We start from the raw sequence: 19,770 nt of genomic DNA on the forward strand, positions 1-19,770 counted from the left end.
AATTCAATATTATTAGGGGGGGCTTAATTAATAAATTTGGGTTTAGCTGAGTAAGGGGACGCTTTGTAGATGTAGGTAGTGTACGGAAAGATGGGTGTGGAAAACTGGCATGGGCTCCGTCAGCTGGCCGCAGAACTGGTATTTTCTAACCTTTCCGAAGCGCTTTTTGGCGGCACGCGGGTATTCACCGAGAAATCCTGATGCATTTCTCGGTTCAGTACCCGCTTAGTATCCGATGGGAGCCAGTCGAATACTATCCGCCAAAAAACACTCCGGAAAGGTAAGTAAATACTCAGCTCTGCTCTACGCTTCCTCCGCCCATGCCAGTTTCCCACACCCATCTTTCCGAGATAGCATTCGTTGATACAAAGCTGGTTTTCTCAGCCTGGTGGAGACCCCTGGGTAGTGACGGTCTGTTTGTTTTTGGATGCAGCAGAGTGTGTTATGGCAGTTCAGTGTGAAAGGGGGATGATAACACGAAATTTCACTTGTTTTCCTGATCACAGACTTAACTGGATGTAGATACTATGACCACAAATATACTTTAGTAGAATTTAGAGACAGTTCAGTGTGATAACATCCAGCTGGTTTATTGGTTTTTAAGTGTTCTATGCCAATAGCGTTCAGCATGCCACAACCCCGGGGTCCCACCGAGCTGAGAAAACCAGCTTTGTGGCGAGAACCTGGATCTCGGAAAGAGAAGGGGGCGGATCATGGCAGGCGTTTGGAAGGCGTATAGCAGATCTGAGCATTTACTTACCTTGCCGGAGTGTTTTTTGGCGGATAGTATTCGACTGGCTCCCATCGGATACTAAGCGGGCAGTGAGCTGCGAAATGCATCAGGATTTCGGAGCGAATGCCCGCGTGCCGCCAAAAAGCGCTCTGGGAAGGTTAGAAAATGCCAGTTCTGCGTTAAGCCTTCCAAACGCCTGCCATGGTCCGCCCCCTTCTCTTTTCACGCACTACTTCCATCTACAAAGCGTCCCCTTCCTCAGCTAAACCCCAATATAATTTGTAACTTCATAAGTTTAACCCTCACCATTTTTAAATGCTCCCGCATTTATAAAATCTCAAGAAAACTATAAAAATTCAACATTCATAATCTCATTCCATTGACAAATAGAAAAAAAGAATATAGGATCTTTGTAAGCGCTTACAATGTTGGACGGGGCGGTGTTTCCGGCAGTCAGAATATGTTTAGCATAAGAGTTTAGAAAAAAGAAAAATGCAAAAATTGATTATATATGGAGGAAAGGTAATGATGGATAGAAAATTTGACACTACTCTGAGGGATTCACAGGGAACAGCAGTGGAGCCGGTGAGCCCGGAAAGGTTTGACCTGGAAGCATATGCAGACTATGAGGAAAAACAGTTGGAAAAAAATCGTAATTTTCTGCAAAAAGAAGAAGGGCTTTTAGTTTACCGCAGAGTACGGGCAGACGGAGTCTTCTATGACAGATGCAAAGATCATAAAGAATCTTTGGCGCTGCAGCTGGGGGCTTTGAAACTCAGCATGAACTATGAGGCAGACATTGCGAACTTTCTGGAACCCTGGTACGGAATTGGATATATTGCCTCCTGTTTTGGGGGGGAATATGTATGGAAACCGGGGCAGGCGCCCAGTGTAGATCCTAAGTTTGAATCAACAGCAGATATTTTGAACAGTGATTTTGTTCCGATAGCCAGGACTGAGATTGGCAGGCATATTTTAGAGATGACGGAATATTTCATAGAAAAAACCAGAGGAAAAGTGCCTGTTTCCCTGACCGATGTTCAATCCCCCATTAATATGCTTACCTACCTGCTGCCTGTGACCAATCTTTTTTATGATGTGGTGGATGAACCGGAACAGGTAAAAAAAGTGTCTGAACTGGTTACAGGACTTTTATTAGATTTTCTAATGGAGCAGAAAAAATTGTTGGGCAGTGCATTGGCAGGACCGGGACATGGATTCGCATCCAGCCGGGCTTTCAGAGGAATCGGACTAAGTAATGATATGTCAATTATGGTTCAGAACGAGGATTATGAGGACATTTTTAAAAGCTCGGATGAGAGGCTGGGAGCGGCATTTGGAGGTGTTGTATACCATTCCTGCGGAGTTTGGGAGTCGAAAATTGAAATGGTGAAACGCTATCAAAATATTTTCATGGCTGACGGTGCTTTTTCCATTGAGACAGATCCTTCTCCAAATTGCCCGGAGATTTTTGCAGAAGGATTTTCAGGCAGTGGTATTGTGTTAAATGCCCGGGCTGTTGGAGATGCAGAACATGCATACTCGGTTTTTGAAAAGTTGTGGAAACCAAAACAGAAGCTTATCTGTGTAACTTACTGTAAGACACCGGATGAACAGAAGAAACTATATGAAAAGTTACATAGTTTGGAGGAGAAATGATGAAATATGATATAACCTTTCATCCGTCCTGGTGGCATGCCCATGCAGGAATAGATTTTACCAGGGACTTTTTTGATGAACCGCAGTATCGAATGGAATGCGATATGAAAATGCGCCGTGCACTTTACGATCATTTTGGTGAGTATGGTCTGGGTGAAAAGGCTCCATTGATGCGCCCTCTGCTTGGGACTGACCTTTTAGCCGCAGGATATCTTTATTCGGAACTGATGGGCTGTGAAGTAAAATACCAGGCAGATAATTCTCCGCAGATTATTTGCAGGGATTTGGATGAAGATGAGATAGGTGAGATTTTTGCTCCCGAACTTGAAAAAAGCGAAGTCTGGAAGCGAACACAGAGGCAAATCGATTACCTGCTGGGTAAGTTTGGTTATGTGGAGCCATATATCAATCTTCAGGGGGTACAAAACATTTCCATGGATTTGATGGGGCAGGAAGCCATGGTGGTGTTTTATACGGCACCGGAAGAAGCAGAGCATGTTCTGTATGAAATAACAAAACTTTCCATTTCAGTGGGGAGACGTCTGAAGATGCTGTCAGATGATATTTCCGGCGGTGTTACGGCAATTGTAAGAAAGGTACGGCCGAAGGTTTATCTGACATCCAATTGCTCGGTGGAGATGATTTCCAATGACTTATACGAAAAATTTCTTTTACCCTGTGATCAGATATTGGCGGAAACATTTGGCAGCTTTGGTGTGCATCACTGTGGTGCGACGATGGAACATGTGGTGGACGGATACCGGAAGATTCCTAATCTGGACTTTGCGGAAGTTGGAGCTTTTTCAGACTTAGCCTTGGTAAGAAGTAAGTTTCCGCGGGTGTTTTTAAATGCCAGGTATAGTCCTGCGCGGCTTTTGGAAGCATCAGAAGAGGAAATTACGCGGGAAGTGCAGGAATTGGCGGTAACAGGACAGGAAAATGGTGGATTAATTTCAGTTTCCTGTGTTGGAATTGATAAAAATGTTTCCGATGAAAAAATAAAGTATTTTCTGAAGGCCTGCAAAGAAATGTGAACAGATCTTAAAAAAATAGCTATAAAACGTGGTGATATTTAAAGATAGAAGGATGAAATGACACCGATTTGTAAGGAGATAGAAAACAGCTTATTCCTGGAAGAATACCTTACCGAATAACAGAGGAACGCCGTAAATAAATGAGGATGAAAAACATCATTTATTTCCACGTTCCTTTTTTATTCGAGACCGTAAGAAATTTGTAATTCATAAATCAGATCTGTTTAAAACATGTGATTCTGGTGTATGCGCTTACGTAGCAGGCGGCGTAAGCCGGTATTTACTGGGAGAAGAACCTACCGTATCCCGGAACAGCTTGGAAAAATAATGGGGATTGCTGATGCCGATCATGATTCCGATGGTATTTACCGGCAGGTCGGTGCCGCGAAGCAATTCACATGCCTTGTTCATACGGCATCCGGTAATATAGTTGTTCAGAAATGCCCCGGTCTTCTGATAAAATACTTTTCCAAGATAGTTTGGAGACAGGTGGATCATATCGGCAAGGCTTTGAATTGACAGATTCTCGCTCAGATGTGACTTTATATAGGATATCACGGTCTCCACATATTCATTGGAGTTACTGACTGCCATTGTATTAAATGGAAGGGCATAAATCCAATCCAGCAAAGATGTAGCAATCCTGTCCAGATCATCTTTTTTCAATTCCCGCTCTAATAGGGCAGATACCATGCTGCTGTTATCGTATTCAATAAAGGATAGTAAAATCGTGAAGACACTTTTTTCCAGGGATCTGTAATTTTTACAGGAAAATATTATTTCCCGGATAATCATTTCCGAATCCTGCTTGCGGAATGAAAAAACAGAAGACATTAATCGTTCCACGTTTATTTCAATATTAGCAGGATTCGCAGTACTTCCGGCACACTGGCCGCTGTAACAGTTCGATGAACTGCTGCCGGAAAAATTCCTTATGTTTACGGATTTATCAAAAATAAATTCATTGCAGGTGAGGCAGGCTTCATTTACTGCCCGGTAAAGTTTCAGCGCAGGATTGGCAAATGTAGAGGAAATTCCGAAATAGCAGGGCTGTTTTGTATAATTGAGCAGTGTTTTGTTTAGTTCCTGTGCGATGGTACGTATTTTTTCTGTATCGGAGGCATCCAGAAGACAGAGGATAAAATCATCTTTACTGTATAACTGGTATGATATCTGACAACGTTTAAGAATATTCTGGATGATATTGTGGTATAAGTTTTGGTTGGTGCTGTTATTAGTATGACGGTCATGGCGTGCGGCAATGACCATCTTTGGACAGTCGGACAGATGGTGCTGCTCCAGATATTTCTCCAGGCTGCGGATATCGGAAGCATCGGTAAAAACTTCTGAGAAATTCTGAATAGAAGGTTCTGAATCAGATGGGTCCGCCTGCCTGGAATCCGGGTAAGAGGCTTTGATTTTCGGCAGTGCCGCAGTCAGGTCCTCATTTTTAAAAGTGGATTTACACAGATACAGTTCCACGCCGTAGCGGATTGCCTGCTGAGCATATTCAAAATCATTATAGGCAGATATGATGATAAATTTCACTTCACTATCCAGTTTTCGGATTTCATTCATCATTTCCAGTCCGCTTACCGGGGACATGCGAATGTCAGTAATGATCAGGTAGGGATGGTGTTTTTCATATAAGGCCAGCCCTTCCTGGCCGTTTGATGCATCTGCTGCAATATAAAATCCATAGGCATTCCAGTCTATTAATGATTTCAGTCCAACCCGGACCAGAAATTCATCTTCTACGATCATTACAGGAATCATATTAATCAACCTCCTTGGCTGTTTCTGTTAGAATTGGCTGAGTTACGATTACTTTTGTTCCGATATGCAATTCGGAATGAAATGAAATCCCATATTTCTCACCAAACCAGATCTGGATGCGTTTGTTAATATTGGTAAGACCAATATTATGTACCCCGTCTTCTGAAGAGTGGGGCAGTTGGCAGCCGTCAAAAGAAATTCCCTCCCCATTATCTTCTACTTCATAAACCAGTGCATCCTCTGACAGATAAGCGCGTATTACAATTCTACCATAATCGGATGCATCTGAAAAAGCATGATAAAAGCAGTTTTCCACCAAAGGCTGAATCAGAAGCTTTAAAGTCTTGCATTTTTTTGTTTTCTCCTGAACCTCAAAGAGTATATCGATGGCAGAGTTATACCGGAACTTCATAATATCTACATAGCAGGTGACTTCCTGCAGTTCCTGTTCCACCAGAATAAATTCATTGGGATGGCTGCTGGTAATCTGAAGCAAAGTAGAAAAGGAAGATATCATCTCTGCAATCTGGGGGGAGTCCTGCATAAGTGCCAGCCACCGGATGGAATTCAGGGTATTGTAGGTAAAGTGCGGGTTGATCTGAGCCTGCAGTATTTCAAGTTCCGTTTTTCTTTTTTCCTCTTCTATATTTTTTATCTGGCTGATCAGGTTGGAGATTCTGTGCAGCATATCGTCATAACCCTCAATTAAAACATTAATTTCCGCCACCTGGGAAGTGCATGGGTCAAATGTAAAATCCCCTTTGGCGCTGCGCTCCATGGAACGCATCAGGGGCTTAAAGGATCTGGTAATTACCCGGCTCAGGAAGAACGTCAAAACCATACTGATTAATAAAGCCAGCAAAACGATCATCACGATCTGATGATAAATGGGATAAAGGTCTTTTTTGGTCGCATCTTTCGGAGTCAGGGAAACCAGGGTCCAGTTGGTGAAGGGATTAATTTGTTTTGCTAATATATAAGTAGTATTTTTAAGTTTGATATGTGCGCCGGTATTATAGGCATTTAAATTAGTCAGGTGGTTTTCCAGCAGATCCTGTTTGCTGGTATTCTGTATGTAGAGCAGGTTGTTTTCCGCATCAAATGCCGAGATAATAACACCATTATTACTGTTGATATTTTTCAGGCAGTTCTGAAGAAGATTAGCGTCCAGAAGCACTAGCATCACACCGGGTGATTTTGAAATAAGTGTACGGCAAAATGACTGGGCATAGATAAAATAATTTTCATCATATGTGAGTATAACCTGGTCTTTTTTACCTTCCTGCACATCCTGGAACCAGTTCTGCTCCATAATTGCGGAATAATTGATCGGCGAGAAGCTGTCATGAATAAAATAAACTTTGTCATTTTTATAAAGATAAATATTTCGAATGTATTTGTAATAATTGGATGAGGTGGCAAGGAGCTGCTGTACTTTGGATTCATTTTGCAGTCGGATAAACTGGTTTGGATGACTGGTAGCCAGATTTACCGCTCCTGTAAGCTCAGAGTTATTTTCCAGAATAGAACCGAGGGTTGCCACATCATAAAAAATCATAGACAGCTGTTCATTTGCCTGTTCAAAAACTTCCTCGTATTTTGTGGTGGACATCTGATGGAAGATGTCGGTAAAGTAGGTTGTAATACTAATGCTGACCGTAACTAAAATTAAGATAATAATGCCGGATGCCGATGTAAATAAAATCTTCATAAGGGAATAAGTCTTCTTATGCATATTATGCCACCTATCATTTTATTCCCGCGATCAAGGACCCAATTGGATGCGCCTGCGGGCTCATTTGTCGCCTGCGGCGAGGTTAGTAAACATCTCCGCTTGCAGTTGGGGGGGTAACTTTATGGAAATCATAGCATAAGAAAAGACGGGAAACAAGACGTGGGAAATAATGACATTAGATATTTATACAAGTGTGTTGATTTTTATAAATCATGGCAAAGGAAATCATTTATATCTGTAATCCGGTATAAAAGAAATGGATGAATTTGGTAAACAACACCGTTGGTCTCTCTATTTCATAACAGGATGCAGTTCGATATAATAAAGATACCTTAACAACAGGTGAATTGTGATTGGGATATCATAAGCAGAGCAGTGGTATTCATGGGGTTAGGCATAAAATAGAACTGCAAACGAATGTAAGCCTGCAAGATGTATGAAAAGTGAAAGAGAGGATGAATGGTATGAAAAAGAAAAAACTGATGTCTTTGTTACTGGTTTCGGCAATGGTGTGTTCCATGGCAGCGGGATGCGGGGGTGGAAAAGAAACTTCCGGTTCGCAGGAAACTAAAGGAGAAACAAAAGAAGAAACAAAGGAAGCTTCCGATAATGAGACGAAAGAAGCATCCGGCGGACAGGAAGAAAAAGTACTGACTATGATGAACTATATTGATCCTGCAAACACAGACGATCCAATGCAGTCTGTAGTGATCAAACTGTATGAACAGTTTACGGAAGAAACGGGGATCAAGATTGAATTCAATGTGGTTCCCTGGGATCAGCTGGAATCCAAAATCGTTATTACTAACCGGGCAGGGGCACCCAGTGATCTGGTTGCAGTCAGTTCACAAAAGCTGGCATCCCTGGTAAACAGCGGTGCGCTGATGCCTCTGGATGATATGATTGACCAAAGCTATAACCGGGATGATTTTTCAAATGCTGTCTGGGCAGCAGGCACTTACAGCGGAGACAACAAGGTTTATTGTATGCTGCAGTCCGTACATACCAGAGGAATCTGGTACAATACGGATTATGTAAAAGAAGCACCTAAGACCTGGGATGAAATTGTAGCGGCAGGACAAAAAGCTATGTCAGAGCATGAAGGCATTTATGGCTTCGGATTCTGGGGTGGAAAACATTATGCTTCCGGTGAAACTGCGATAGGTCCTTTGACCTGGGCAGGAGACGGAAAACTTACCAATGATGACGGAAGTGCGGCATGGGATAATGATGCTGCAGCAGATGCCATAAAGTTTATGTCTGACTGCGTAAATGAATATAAGATTACGCCGGAGACCTGTTTGTCAGTCAGTGATTATAATGATGTTACCCAGCAGTTTGCAGCCGGTAATATAGCAATGATCTTTGATGGATCTTATGCAAAACCAACACTGGAAGCTTCTGATCTGGGAAAAGAAGGGAAATTTGATTTTGCTCCTGTTCCAGCCAAGACAGAAGGGGGGCCCCAGCCTCATTTCTCCAATGGCTGGGCATGGGGAATTCCAAGTAAATCGAAACAGCCGGAACTGGCCTGGGAATTCATAAAATGGTTCTCGCAGAAAGAACAGCAGCTGGCACATTCCAAGGCAGAGGGAGGACTTCCAATTACTATTGAGGCGCAGCAGGACAAGATGTATCAGGAAGGGCTGGAGAAGAAATTTATTGATAACCTGAATAACAATGCACATAGCATGGATCCTTTCGTTTATTACCAGGAAGGTCTGGAGGAGTTAGCCGTAGCGGGGGCAACTTACTGCCTGGATCCCAGCAGCGATCTGAGGGCAGTACTGAAAGAATCCCAGGAAGCATTTAACCAAAAATACTATGCAGAATAATTTGTAAGCATGTGTCTGCAATATAAATGCAGACACATGCAGACTTTTCTATTGAAACATATTAGCAATGTCAGGAGGAAGGTATATGTTCCATACAAAAAAGAAATCCTATCTGCCCTATTTTCTGGTAGCTCCGGTCTTTTGCATTCTCTTGTTGTTTTCCTACCTGCCCTTTCCATATACGGTGTATCTGTCGTCCCAGAACGTCATGCCGGGAACCGGAGAAATGGAATTTGTAGGACTTAAGAATTACAAGATGATACTAAAAGATCCAAATTTCTGGGAGAGCATGAGAAATACAGGGTACTTTGTAATTGTGGCAACAATTGTTGTAATTGTATTAGGGGTTATCGTGGCGCTGATTTTAAACAGCAAGATTAAGGGAATGGGTGTCTATATGACAATTTTATTCATTCCCTGGATTGTATCGGATGTAGTTGCCGGTTTTTCCTGGAAATGGATGCTGAATGCGGATTTTGGTGTCCTGAATTACCTGTTTGAACCCTTACATCTAAGGGTAAGCAATCTGATTACGAAACCGGAATATGCCATGATTGCAGTAATCATGGTGACTATGTGGAAGCAGCTGGCTTATTCCACCATTCTGCTTCTGGCTGGTCTGCAAAATGTATCCAAAGAACTTCTGGAGGCGGCGAAGCTGGATGGCTGTTCCGGTCTTCAGGCATTCTGGTATATTACCTTTCCTATATTTAGCCCCATCCTGCTGGTAACCACGCTGCTGGATATTATTAATTTCATCAGCCAGTCCGGAATGCTACTGGTGCTGACAAATGGAGGCCCTCTTCGCAGTACGGAAACGCTGGCACTTTATATGTTTAAAGAGGCGTTTACGAATTTCCATCTGACAAATGCATCTGCAATTTCCATGGTATTGGCAGTGATCAACATCTTGATTGTATTTGTCTATTTCTATATCAATAAAAAAAGCAGAGAGTGGGTGGATTAAGTATGGCAGTGGGCATGAAAAATAAAAATATGAAGAAAAAAATATTTGCAGTGATCAAACATGTGATCATGATCCTGGTTTCAGCATATATGCTTGTGCCGTTATTATGGGGATTTCTTACGTCTTTAAAGCCGCAGAACCTGATTTTTACATATCCCCCTAAGTTTTTTTCCGGGCTTACCCTTGAGAATTACAAGCATGTCTTTGAAACCCAGAATCTGGGACAGAATATTCTTTCTACGCTGGGGCTTGCCTGTATCTCTACTGTGATCGGGATATTGTTTGCGACCTTTGCAGCTTATATATTCTCCAGATATAAATTCCGGGGAAAGGGCTTTTTTATAGGCTTTGTGGTATGTCCTATGTTAATTCCGGGACTTGTAAACCTGATTCCCCTGTTTACCGTTTATACAAAACTGGGACTGGTTGATAATTTCTTTGGATTAATTCTACTGTATCTGCCGTCGGTAATGCCATTTTCCATTATGGTTCTGCAGAATTATTTAAAAGCAATTCCCTTTACGCTGGAGGAAGCTGCAATGATTGACGGATGCAGCAGATTCCAGCTTTTGACCAAAATTATTCTGCCGGTAATTCTGCCGGGAGTGATTGCTGTTGCCATGATCTCTTTTGTTACCATCTGGAATGAGTTTATTATTACTTTAATCTTTACCACAGGTGGAAATCTCAGGACGCTCACCATGGGCATGTATTATATGATGAGTAAAAATAATGTAAATTACGGTGCAGTCTGTGCAGTATCTTTTGTCAGTATTGTTCCGGTATTGATTATTTTTCTTATTTTCAGAAAGCAATTTATTAACTCAATGATAGATGGCGCGATTAAGGGGTAAATATATTCTGGCAGCCCACAAAGTTTAGAATCCCAGTAAATGCTTAATGGACTGCTTTGAAGGAGGAAATTATGACAAGTAAAGAAAGATTATTAATAGCACTGGACGGGGGCTGTCCCGACAGGCTTCCGGCAACGACCCATCATATTATGAAATATTTCCGGGATACTTATATGGGGGGATGCAATGACCGGGAATTTTTCCGGGAGATGGGACTGGATCCCATACACTGGGTCAATCACTCGTTTTATACCAGGGAACAGGAAGAAAACTGGAGAATAGAAGAAGAACCCGTAAATACCACGGGTTACCGGACTGTTCGCTATAAGATTCACACGCCTAAGAAAACCTTTACGATGGTTGTTCAGTATAATCAATATACATCCTGGGTGACGGAACACCTGCTCAAAGAGAAAGGAGATATTGAAATATTGGCGAGGTACCTTCCAAGTCCCAGGGCGGACGTGGGTAAAATCAATGAAGAAGCAAAAGAACATCAGGACTGCCTGATCCGTGGTTTTATACCATGTTTTGATATTTCGGGACAGCCGGGCTGCTGGCAGGATCTGGCATGCATTTTCGGAATACAGGATCTGATCATGGAAACATATGACGATCCACAGTGGGTGAAGGAAGTGCTGGGAATTTTACAGAGGCGCAAACTGGATTATGTAGATACGCTGGATGGATGTAAGTATGATATATTAGAAATGGGCGGTGGGGATGCATCTACCACGGTGATATCCCCAGGCATATTTCAGGAGTTTGTTGCTCCGTTTGACACGCCGATTATTCATGGTATCCAGCAGAAGAACATACGGGTAGTATATCATACCTGCGGTGGAATGATGCCGATCTTAGAGGACATTGCAGCAATGGGTCCCAATGCAATGGAAACTTTTACGCCTGTGGATATGGGAGGGGACGCAGATTTAAAAGAGGCAAAACGCAGAGTTGGGAAAAAGGTCTGTATGATCGGGGGATTCGATCAGTTTCATTTTTTCAATGGCTGTTCCCGGGAGGCAACCAGAAGCAGGGTTAGAGAATGTTTTGAGGCGGCGGGAGAAAATGGTGGTTTTATCCTGGCACCTTCCGATCATTTCTTTGATGCGGATCCTGAGTTAATCCGTGCTTTTGCGCAGGAAGCTGCCTGTTGTATCTACGAATAATATAACGAACGGGTCATGGAGGAAGAAACTATGTGGGGAAGAGAACTGATTGAAGCAGCGATTGCAGGAAACAGCTGTGAAGTAAATGGATTCTGGGTAGGGCACCCTTCGGATGAAGCGAAAAAGATCTATTATCAGGAAACAGGTATTACTGGAAATAACGGGAAGTCAGAAGCTGATTTTAACCTGAAAATTAATTCCGATATGATATGGCTGAGTCCCGAACTGGATCCGGAGTGCTGGAAAAGTCCGGATGGATCACCTATGTGGAACTGTTTTAACGAGGAGAGGAAAAGTCTTGGAAGCGGCGGGATATTTGCTGATTGTGAAAGTATTGCAGAAATAGAAGCGTTTCCCTGGCCAGATCCTGCATGTCTGGATTTTACAAATTGTCTGGAAGATAGCAGATACGCATATGAAAAAGGTATGGCAGTATTTGGCGGGATGTGGTGTCCGTTTTTTCATGTATTATGTGATTTTTTTGGAATGGAAAATTATTTTGTTAAGATGTATACCGATCCGGAGGTAGTACATGCTGCAACACGCCATATTGTAGATTTTTATCTGGAAGCCAACCGGCGTTACCTGTGGCAGGCAAAACCATATTTGAGCGCAGCGTTTTTTGGAAATGATCTGGGCACTCAGTTAAGTCTTCTGATCAGTCCGGAGAGTTTTGATGAATTTGTACTGCCCTATCTCACGGAAATCGTTCAGGGAATAAAGGCAGAGGGGCTGAAAACAGCCATGCATTCCTGCGGGGCCATAGATCTGATTATTCCAAAACTGATCGATGCGGGCATTGATATCCTTCATCCCCTTCAGGCAAAAGCAGCAGGAATGGATGCAGAAAATCTGGCGGCAAAATATGGAGGAAAGCTGGTATTTATGGGAGGTGTGGATACTCAGGAACTGCTGCCCTTTGGGAACGGCAGTCAGGTAAAAGAAGAAGTATTAAGACTTCGCGATATCTTTAAAGGTAAGTTTATCGTATCCCCAAGCCATGAGGCGCTGCTTCCAAATGTGCCATTTGAAAATGTGATGGCGATGAGTGCAGGAGCAAAGGAAGAAAGCGTCCTTCTCAGCGAAACACAGATTTAAGCTGAAATAGTACGCTCCGGGAAAAATATGGTTGACGTACCATATGCTCTATGATAGGATGAATCTATAGAAGCAGGCACTGGTATACACAAGTGACGGAATTAAAATAGCATATTCGGTAGAAGGATTTGGGAGAGACTATGCAGATAGCGCCGAAGGGGAAAGTATGGAAACTCTCAGGCAAAAGAACCAGATCTGGACGAATCTCTGGAGAGCGCAGCAGCACCAACGAAGTAAATCTGTTCCCGGTACAGGTCATTTTCTGACGTATGCAGGAATGGACTAATCTTTCAGGTAAAAGGACAGAGACGGATTGAATGAATGAAGTATATCTTCATTTATTCAGCCCGTCTTTTTTTGTGTGTTTCGGTGTGGGTGGAGTCAGTAAAAAAGGAGGAAAACTATGGAGCGTAAGACGCCGCTTTACGAAAGACATGTAAGTCAGAAAGGAAAAATGGTGGATTTTGCAGGTTATCAGCTTCCGGTTCAATATGATGCGGGAGTGATTGCAGAACATATGGCAGTGCGGAAGAACTGCGGATTGTTTGATGTTTCCCACATGGGTGAATTTATTTGCAGGGGAAAGGATGCTTTGAGAAATTTAAATTATCTTCTGACAAATGATTTTACTAATATGTATGACGGGGAGGCAAGGTACAGTCCCATGTGTAACGAAGGGGGAGGAATTCTGGATGATCTGATCGTTTATAAGATCAAAGAAGAAGATTACTTTATTGTGGTAAATGCGGCTAATAGGGAAAAAGATTTTGCCTGGATGAATCAGCATCGTTTTGGAGATGTGCAGTTGATGGACATCTCAGACTTCACGGCGCAGATTGCACTTCAGGGTCCTGGAGCAGAAGCGGTAATTAAAAATGCGGTATCCGAAAAGGATATTCCGAAAAAGTATTACAGTGCGAATTTTAAAGGTCAGATAAAAGGAATCCCCTGTACTATTTCAAAAACAGGGTATACCGGGGAAGAGGGATTTGAATTTTACTGTAAACCGGAAGATGCAGTTATAATCTGGGATCTTCTCATGGAACTTGGAGAGGCAGAAGGGATTTTGCCCTGCGGACTTGGTGCCAGGGATACACTCAGACTGGAAGCTGCTATGCCCCTTTATGGTCATGAAATGGATGAACAGATCACACCGTGCGAAGCGGGGCTGGAAAACTTTATAAAAATGAAAAAAGAAGATTTTATCGGAAAGAAAGCTTTGGAGGAAGGGGCTGGTTATCCCAGGCACAGAATGGGACTGAAAGTAACAGGACGGGGAATTATAAGAGAACAGGCTGATATTTACTGGGAGGGAAGTCTGATTGGGAAGACTACTTCGGGAACGTATTCTCCACTATTACAGTATTCCATTGCTATGGCGCTTTTGGATCGGGATAGAGTAAAAGCTGGTGACGAAGTAGAAGCAGTTGTAAGGGGCAGGAAGGTTTTAGCTCAGGTAGTGGAATTACCTTTTTACAGAAAAAAGCAGGAAGCAGCAGGAAACAGGTAAATAAATCCGGAGCCGCAGCAAGCGGCAGACACGTGATAGGAGGAATCTATGAATTATCCAAAGGAATTAAATTATGTGAAATCCCATGAGTGGATTAGAAAAGAAGCAGACGGAATCGTGGTAATTGGTATTACAGACTATGCCCAGGACGCATTAGGAGATCTGGTATTTGTAAATCTTCCGGAGACAGGGGACGAAATCTCTGTTGGAAATCCTTTTGCGGATGTGGAGTCTGTGAAGGCAGTATCGGAAATATTCTCTCCGGTCACCGGACGGGTAGCAGAGATTAATGAGGAGCTGCTGGACAGTCCGGAACTGATAAATGATGATCCTTACGGTGCATGGTTTATTAAAGTAGAGGAGGTCACAGAGGAAGAAGAATATATGGATGCTCAAAGTTACGAAGAATATACAGAGCAGCTTTAAAAAATGATAAGAAAGGGGGTCGCTGTATGGGATCATATGTTGTTTCCACGAGGGAAGAACAGGAGCAGATGTTAAAAACTATGGGTTATACAGGTTTCCAGGATTTATTTTCCGGGATACCGGAGGAAATTAAATTAAATAGAGATCTGAATATTCCGCCCGGCTGTTCAGAAATGGAAGTGTTGCGCAGGATGGAGGAGCTGGCAAATGAGAATAAGGTATTCCGGCATATTTTCCGGGGGGCAGGTGCGTATCATCATTATATACCATCTGCGGTGAATCAGATTTCACAAAAGGAGGAATTTCTCACTGCATACACACCCTATCAGGCAGAGATCAGCCAGGGAATTCTGCAGTCTATTTTTGAATATCAGACCATGATCTGCGAACTGACCGGGATGGACGTATCCAATGCTTCCGTTTATGACGGGGCTACCGCAGCTGCTGAGGCAGCAGCCATGTGCCGTGACAGGAAACGAACCAAGATAGTAGTATCTGCCGCTGTAAACCCCCAGGTGATTCGCACGATTCAGACTTATTGTTTTGGAAATGGTTCAGAAGTTCTGATCGTGCCCGAAAAGTCAGGTGAAACAGACCTTCAGGCGCTGGAAGCGGCAATGACAGAGGATGCCTGCTGTTTTTATGTTCAGCAGCCCAATTATTATGGTATACTTGAAAATTATGGGGATATAGAAAAGATTGTACATAAGAGCGGGGCAATGCTGATTATGGGATGCAATCCGATTGCGCTGGCAGTCCTGAAAACACCGGGTGAGTATGGTGCGGACGTGGCGGTTGGTGACGGGCAGCCCCTTGGTCTGCCGCTTGGATTTGGAGGTCCCTATCAGGGATTTATGACAGTGAGGTCTTCCATGGCGAGAAAACTTCCGGGCAGAATCGTGGGAGAGACCACCGATGAAAAGGGAAACCGTGCATTTGTCCTGACCCTGCAGGCAAGGGAACAGCATATCAGAAGAGAAAAGGCAGGAAGCAATATTTGTTCCAATCAGGCACTTTGTACCCTCCGGGCGGCTATCTATATGGCAGTTATGGGGAGCAGAGGAATGGAGGAAGCGGCAAGGCAGTGTACAGCGAAAGCCCATTACCTGCAGCAGGAATTAGAAAAGACTGGATATGAATTAAAATATCAGAAACCGTTCTTTCATGAATTTGTCACGCGGACTCCGGTGCCGGCAGAAAAGGCCTTAAATTATTTGGAACAACAGGGGATTCTGGGGGGATTGCCGCTGTCTGACAGAGAGATCCTGTGGTGTACCACGGAAATGAATACCAGAGCTGAGATGGATAAATTGACGGCATTCTTAAAGGAGGTGCGGGAATAATGAAACTGCTTTTTGAACAAAGCGTCTGCGGCAGGGGATGTGATATCCTCTGGAAATGTGATGTCCCGGCAGTGCAGCATAAGGGGATGGAACGGGAGAAAAAACTGAATTTGCCCCAGATGTCAGAAATTGATATCAGCAGGCATTATACAAAACTGGCAGAGAATACTTACGGTGTGAATACAGGCTTCTATCCGTTAGGCTCCTGTACCATGAAGTATAATCCCAAAGTAAATGAAGATATAGCAGCATTGCCCGGATTTACAGAGATCCATCCACTACAGCCTGTGGAAACCATCCAGGGATGTCTGAAAGTTCTGAAACTGGCTGAGGAAATCTTCTGTGAAATTACCGGAATGGATGGTATGTCTTTTCAGCCGGCGGCAGGAGCACATGGCGAATTTACGGGGCTGCTGCTTATAAAAGCATACCATGAAAAACGTGGGGATATAAAAAGAACGAAGATGATTGTTCCGGATTCGGCACACGGGACAAATCCAGCAAGTGCCGCCATGGCGGGATATACGATCGTGAATATCCCTTCCATGGAAGATGGATGCGTCGATTTAAAACAGCTTAAAGCTGCAGTGGGAGAAGATACGGCAGGATTAATGCTTACGAATCCGAATACAGCGGGATTGTTTGATAAAAATATCCTGGAGATAACCAGGATTGTGCATGAAGCAGGAGGGCTGAATTATTATGACGGTGCCAACTTAAATGCGGTAATGGGGATTGTAAGACCCGGAGACATGGGATTTGACATTGTCCACCTGAATCTTCATAAGACGTTTGCTACGCCACATGGCGGAGGCGGACCGGGAAGCGGACCTTGTGGTTGCATGGAATTTCTGATGCCCTATCTTCCGGGGCCCAGAGTGTGTCAGAATAGTCATTCCACCGACCAGAACACCCTGATTTCCGGCATGGACGATTCAGGATTCGAACTTCATTTAATGGAATCACCCGAATCCATAGGCATGGTAAAAGAATTTTACGGAAACTTTCTGGTGGTCGTGAGAGCCCTTTCGTATATTCTTACATTGGGAAGGGAAGGGATCAAAGAAGCGTCCCAGGCGGCAGTACTGAATGCCAATTATATGATGCACCGGTTAAAAGGTCACTATGAGATGGCTTACGGCGGTCCATGTATGCATGAATTCGTAATGTCTCTGGCTAAAATGAAGCAGGAGACGGGCGTTACTGCAATGGATGCTGCCAAATCTATGCTGGACTACAGGCTTCATCCACCAACTATGTATTTTCCCTTAATTGTTCCGGAAGCACTTATGGTTGAGCCTACGGAGACGGAATCCAGAGAAACCCTGGACGATGCCGTGGATATATTGCTGAAAATCTACCGTGAGGCTTATGAAAATCCACAAAAGCTCCATCAGTCTCCGGGCAGTACAATAATCGGGCGTCCGGATGAAGTAAAAGCCGCAAGGAAGCCAAAGCTGCGGTATATTCCGGAAAATGAATCGGGATGGCAAAATTAAAGGGCATACAATGCAAAGCACCTAATGAAAAGGAGTTCAGGAAGATGGCAGAAAATCAATATGATTATGATCTGGCAGTGATCGGATCTGGCCCGGGAGGGTATGTGGCAGCGATAAAAGCTGCTAAAACAGGAATGCGGACTGCAGTCATAGAAAATAAAGAGGCAGGGGGAACCTGTCTGAACAGAGGATGTATTCCGACAAAGACAATTGTACACAGTGCAGAGATTTTCCGGGAACTGCAAAGCAGCGGGGCATTTGGAATTCACGCGGAATCCATTTCCTATAATATGGAGGAAATCCAGTCGAAAAAAGATGAAGTAGTTGAACAGCTTGGCAGTGGAATCCATATGCTTTTTAACAAAAACCGAATTAGTTTTTATCAGGGATCGGGACAGATCAGGGATGCGCATACGGTATGGACGGGAGAAGAACTGCTTACTTCCAAATACATTCTGATTGCAACCGGATCGGTTCCGGCAGATCTTCCGGTAGAAGGTGCCAGCCTGGAAGGTGTCTTTAACAGCGATCAGCTATTAGAAAGGAAGAAACCCTGTAAAAAGCTTGTGATTATAGGTGGTGGTGTGATTGGCATGGAATTTGCATCCATTTACCAGGCACTTGGTACTGAGGTGGTGGTGATAGAGGCAATGGATCGCATACTTTCCAATATGGATAAGGAAATCGGGCAGAATCTGAAAATGATTATGAAAAAGCGCGGCGTCATCATTTATACCCAGGCGAACCTGGAAAAAATATGGGATGACAACGGTCTTCACTGTTCCTTTCAAGTAAAAGGAGAGAGACAGGAGATTGAGACAGAGGCCGTTTTAATGGCTGCCGGCAGAAAAGCATGTACCAAAGGACTTTTTGGAGATCAGATGTCTGTGGAAATGGAACGGGACAAGATAAAGGTAAACGAAAATTTCCAGACGAATTACGATAATATTTATGCGGCAGGAGACGTCATTGGCGGGATTTCCCTGGCCCATATGGCAAGTGCGGAAGCAATCAATGCTGTCTGCCACATGAATGGGGAAGAGGCTGTGATGAATCTGGGCACCGTTCCCGCCTGTGTATACACAAATCCGGAAATAGCCTGTGTGGGAATGACGGCACAGGAAGCGAAAGACAGCAGAATTGAAGTAATTACGTCGAAATATTTGATGTCTGCAAATGGAAAGTCCCTGCTTACCGGCCAGGATAGGGGATTTATCAAATTAGTGGCAGTAAAGGATACCGGACAAATACTGGGAGCGCAGATGATGTGTGCAAGAGCTACTGACATGATCGGGGAGATCGGACTTGCGATTGCAGGGGGACTGACAAAGAACAATATCAGATCGGTCATCCACCCACATCCTACTTTCTCTGAAGGGATATGGGAGGCTGCGGAGCTTTTGTAATCAGCCAAAAACCATCAAATCCTGGTTAGTTATGGCATGGTGTGGCTCGATGACCAGAAAACGGTCATCTGTCCAAGGTCCGGTAAGAAGCTGTTTTATAAAACTGTCATTCCCTTCAATGATTTCATGGGTGAGATTTAATTCATCTGCGATATGCCTTGTTTCCGGGAGAATGGCCGGTAAATGATATGCCTTAGTGTCAATTACTGCCAGCCGTTTATAATTTGACAGCAGGGAGCGGAAAATGAGTTTTGCTTTCCGCTCTCCGTATTTTTCACGTGTATATACATATTCAGCCCAGATATTGCGTTCGCCGTCCAGCCAGCCTTTCGTAAGAAAATAGGATGCAGCTTCTGAGGATATTTCCTGGCGTTTCTTAAATGATCCGAGCATCAGGGTAATACAGTCGTCTACTCTTGGAAGGATCAGCTGAAAGTTTCCGGTTTTCAGCCCGTTTACTGCATTGCCGCAGTAGCCAAATGCAAGGATGACACGGTCTGTGTCTGCAGATACTTCATCCAGGGATTTTTGCAGTGATTCTCTTAGCTTTTCAGGATAATTATGAAGCCCGGATTCCAGCCAGGTGCAGGGATAGGAAATGCCGGTATCCTGAATTGCTTTTTTTAATTCTCTTTCAATGGTTCTGCATGCGATCAATATAGTTTTCATGGTAACACCTCCGTACTATCTGTGTGGTATCCGATGGGAGCCGGTCGAATACTATCC

General features: G+C 43.6%; 16 protein-coding genes and 1 riboswitch. Of the genes, 13 read left to right on the forward strand and 3 right to left on the reverse strand.

Annotated features, from left to right (window positions below; all coding sequences use genetic code 11):
• Positions 1 to 78 precede the first annotated feature (78 nt).
• From QR40_RS32710 to QR40_RS24860, 3 genes are all read left to right on the forward strand, one after another.
• Positions 79 to 201, forward strand: a complete 123-nt coding sequence (locus tag QR40_RS32710; protein ID WP_255348098.1) for a hypothetical protein — start codon at positions 79 to 81, stop codon at positions 199 to 201.
• A gap of 1,057 nt (positions 202 to 1,258) precedes the next feature.
• Positions 1,259 to 2,392 (forward strand): uroporphyrinogen decarboxylase family protein, encoded by a 1,134-nt coding sequence (locus tag QR40_RS24855; protein WP_044297249.1) that lies wholly within the window; start codon positions 1,259 to 1,261, stop codon positions 2,390 to 2,392.
• Positions 2,389 to 3,426, forward strand: coding sequence for a uroporphyrinogen decarboxylase family protein (locus tag QR40_RS24860; RefSeq protein WP_081999045.1), 1,038 nt, complete (start codon positions 2,389 to 2,391; stop codon positions 3,424 to 3,426). The genes QR40_RS24855 and QR40_RS24860 overlap by 4 nt, the downstream gene beginning before the upstream one ends.
• Positions 3,427 to 3,678: 252 nt before the next feature.
• Here the strand turns inward: QR40_RS24860 and QR40_RS24865 are convergent, their stop codons facing one another.
• Both QR40_RS24865 and QR40_RS24870 read right to left on the reverse strand, forming a co-directional pair.
• Positions 3,679 to 5,202 carry a response regulator transcription factor gene (locus QR40_RS24865; protein WP_044297252.1) on the reverse strand — a complete coding sequence of 508 codons (1,524 nt, stop codon included), beginning with the start codon at positions 5,200 to 5,202 and terminating at the stop codon, positions 3,679 to 3,681.
• Position 5,203: 1 nt separating this feature from the next.
• Positions 5,204 to 6,937 carry a sensor histidine kinase gene (locus tag QR40_RS24870; protein WP_044297254.1) on the reverse strand — a complete coding sequence of 578 codons (1,734 nt, stop codon included), beginning with the start codon at positions 6,935 to 6,937 and terminating at the stop codon, positions 5,204 to 5,206.
• Positions 6,938 to 7,401: 464 nt separating this feature from the next.
• Here QR40_RS24870 and QR40_RS24875 point away from each other — a divergent pair, with 464 nt between their 5' ends.
• From QR40_RS24875 to lpdA, 10 genes are all read left to right on the forward strand, one after another.
• Complete coding sequence (locus QR40_RS24875) at positions 7,402 to 8,772, forward strand: ABC transporter substrate-binding protein (RefSeq protein WP_044297255.1); 1,371 nt, start codon at positions 7,402 to 7,404, stop codon at positions 8,770 to 8,772.
• 85 nt (positions 8,773 to 8,857) lie between these two features.
• Positions 8,858 to 9,739 (forward strand): carbohydrate ABC transporter permease, encoded by an 882-nt coding sequence (locus QR40_RS24880; RefSeq protein ID WP_027294932.1) that lies wholly within the window; start codon positions 8,858 to 8,860, stop codon positions 9,737 to 9,739.
• A gap of 2 nt (positions 9,740 to 9,741) precedes the next feature.
• Positions 9,742 to 10,593 carry a carbohydrate ABC transporter permease gene (locus QR40_RS24885; protein WP_027294931.1) on the forward strand — a complete coding sequence of 284 codons (852 nt, stop codon included), beginning with the start codon at positions 9,742 to 9,744 and terminating at the stop codon, positions 10,591 to 10,593.
• A gap of 71 nt (positions 10,594 to 10,664) precedes the next feature.
• The gene (locus QR40_RS24890) at positions 10,665 to 11,762 is read left to right on the forward strand and encodes a uroporphyrinogen decarboxylase family protein (protein WP_044297256.1); all 1,098 of its coding nucleotides are present in this window, start codon (positions 10,665 to 10,667) and stop codon (positions 11,760 to 11,762) included.
• A gap of 30 nt (positions 11,763 to 11,792) precedes the next feature.
• On the forward strand, positions 11,793 to 12,860 hold the full coding sequence (locus tag QR40_RS24895) for a uroporphyrinogen decarboxylase family protein (protein WP_044297257.1): 1,068 nt from the start codon (positions 11,793 to 11,795) through the stop codon (positions 12,858 to 12,860).
• A 119-nt stretch (positions 12,861 to 12,979) separates the two neighbouring features.
• A riboswitch (glycine riboswitch) is annotated at positions 12,980 to 13,062 on the forward strand.
• 201 nt (positions 13,063 to 13,263) lie between these two features.
• Complete coding sequence (gene gcvT, locus QR40_RS24900; RefSeq protein WP_044297258.1) at positions 13,264 to 14,370, forward strand: glycine cleavage system aminomethyltransferase GcvT; 1,107 nt, start codon at positions 13,264 to 13,266, stop codon at positions 14,368 to 14,370.
• Between the two features lie 48 nt (positions 14,371 to 14,418).
• Positions 14,419 to 14,796: a glycine cleavage system protein GcvH gene (gene gcvH, locus QR40_RS24905; RefSeq protein ID WP_027294927.1), complete on the forward strand. Its 378-nt coding sequence runs from the start codon at positions 14,419 to 14,421 to the stop codon at positions 14,794 to 14,796.
• Between the two features lie 26 nt (positions 14,797 to 14,822).
• Positions 14,823 to 16,139 (forward strand): aminomethyl-transferring glycine dehydrogenase subunit GcvPA, encoded by a 1,317-nt coding sequence (gene gcvPA, locus QR40_RS24910; protein WP_044297259.1) that lies wholly within the window; start codon positions 14,823 to 14,825, stop codon positions 16,137 to 16,139.
• Positions 16,139 to 17,638 (forward strand): aminomethyl-transferring glycine dehydrogenase subunit GcvPB, encoded by a 1,500-nt coding sequence (gene gcvPB / locus QR40_RS24915; protein ID WP_044297260.1) that lies wholly within the window; start codon positions 16,139 to 16,141, stop codon positions 17,636 to 17,638. Before gcvPA ends, gcvPB begins: the two co-directional genes overlap by 1 nt.
• 44 nt (positions 17,639 to 17,682) lie before the next feature.
• The gene (lpdA, locus tag QR40_RS24920) at positions 17,683 to 19,044 is read left to right on the forward strand and encodes a dihydrolipoyl dehydrogenase (RefSeq protein WP_044297310.1); all 1,362 of its coding nucleotides are present in this window, start codon (positions 17,683 to 17,685) and stop codon (positions 19,042 to 19,044) included.
• Here lpdA and QR40_RS24925 read toward each other — a convergent pair whose 3' ends face one another.
• Positions 19,045 to 19,713 carry a DUF1638 domain-containing protein gene (locus QR40_RS24925; RefSeq protein ID WP_027294923.1) on the reverse strand — a complete coding sequence of 223 codons (669 nt, stop codon included), beginning with the start codon at positions 19,711 to 19,713 and terminating at the stop codon, positions 19,045 to 19,047. It lies immediately after the preceding gene.
• Positions 19,714 to 19,770: the final 57 nt, after the last annotated feature.

The organism is Robinsoniella peoriensis, assembly GCF_000797495.1.
Taxonomy (GTDB): domain Bacteria; phylum Bacillota; class Clostridia; order Lachnospirales; family Lachnospiraceae; genus Robinsoniella; species Robinsoniella peoriensis.

Bases quoted from the DNA above. Each gene is read 5' to 3' on its own strand.
- lpdA (WP_044297310.1), top strand. From the start codon at position 17,683: ATGGCAGAAAATCAATATGATTATGATCTGGCAGTGATCGGATCTGGC.
- QR40_RS24895 (WP_044297257.1), top strand. From the start codon at position 11,793: ATGTGGGGAAGAGAACTGATTGAAGCAGCGATTGCAGGAAACAGCTGT.
- QR40_RS24865 (WP_044297252.1), bottom strand. From the start codon at position 5,202: ATGATTCCTGTAATGATCGTAGAAGATGAATTTCTGGTCCGGGTTGGA.
- QR40_RS24880 (WP_027294932.1), top strand. From the start codon at position 8,858: ATGTTCCATACAAAAAAGAAATCCTATCTGCCCTATTTTCTGGTAGCT.
- QR40_RS24855 (WP_044297249.1), top strand. From the start codon at position 1,259: ATGATGGATAGAAAATTTGACACTACTCTGAGGGATTCACAGGGAACA.
- QR40_RS24860 (WP_081999045.1), top strand. From the start codon at position 2,389: ATGATGAAATATGATATAACCTTTCATCCGTCCTGGTGGCATGCCCAT.
- QR40_RS24870 (WP_044297254.1), bottom strand. From the start codon at position 6,937: ATGCATAAGAAGACTTATTCCCTTATGAAGATTTTATTTACATCGGCA.
- gcvPB (WP_044297260.1), top strand. From the start codon at position 16,139: ATGAAACTGCTTTTTGAACAAAGCGTCTGCGGCAGGGGATGTGATATC.
- gcvPA (WP_044297259.1), top strand. From the start codon at position 14,823: ATGGGATCATATGTTGTTTCCACGAGGGAAGAACAGGAGCAGATGTTA.
- gcvT (WP_044297258.1), top strand. From the start codon at position 13,264: ATGGAGCGTAAGACGCCGCTTTACGAAAGACATGTAAGTCAGAAAGGA.
- gcvH (WP_027294927.1), top strand. From the start codon at position 14,419: ATGAATTATCCAAAGGAATTAAATTATGTGAAATCCCATGAGTGGATT.
- QR40_RS24890 (WP_044297256.1), top strand. From the start codon at position 10,665: ATGACAAGTAAAGAAAGATTATTAATAGCACTGGACGGGGGCTGTCCC.
- QR40_RS24925 (WP_027294923.1), bottom strand. From the start codon at position 19,713: ATGAAAACTATATTGATCGCATGCAGAACCATTGAAAGAGAATTAAAA.
- QR40_RS24885 (WP_027294931.1), top strand. From the start codon at position 9,742: ATGGCAGTGGGCATGAAAAATAAAAATATGAAGAAAAAAATATTTGCA.
- QR40_RS24875 (WP_044297255.1), top strand. From the start codon at position 7,402: ATGAAAAAGAAAAAACTGATGTCTTTGTTACTGGTTTCGGCAATGGTG.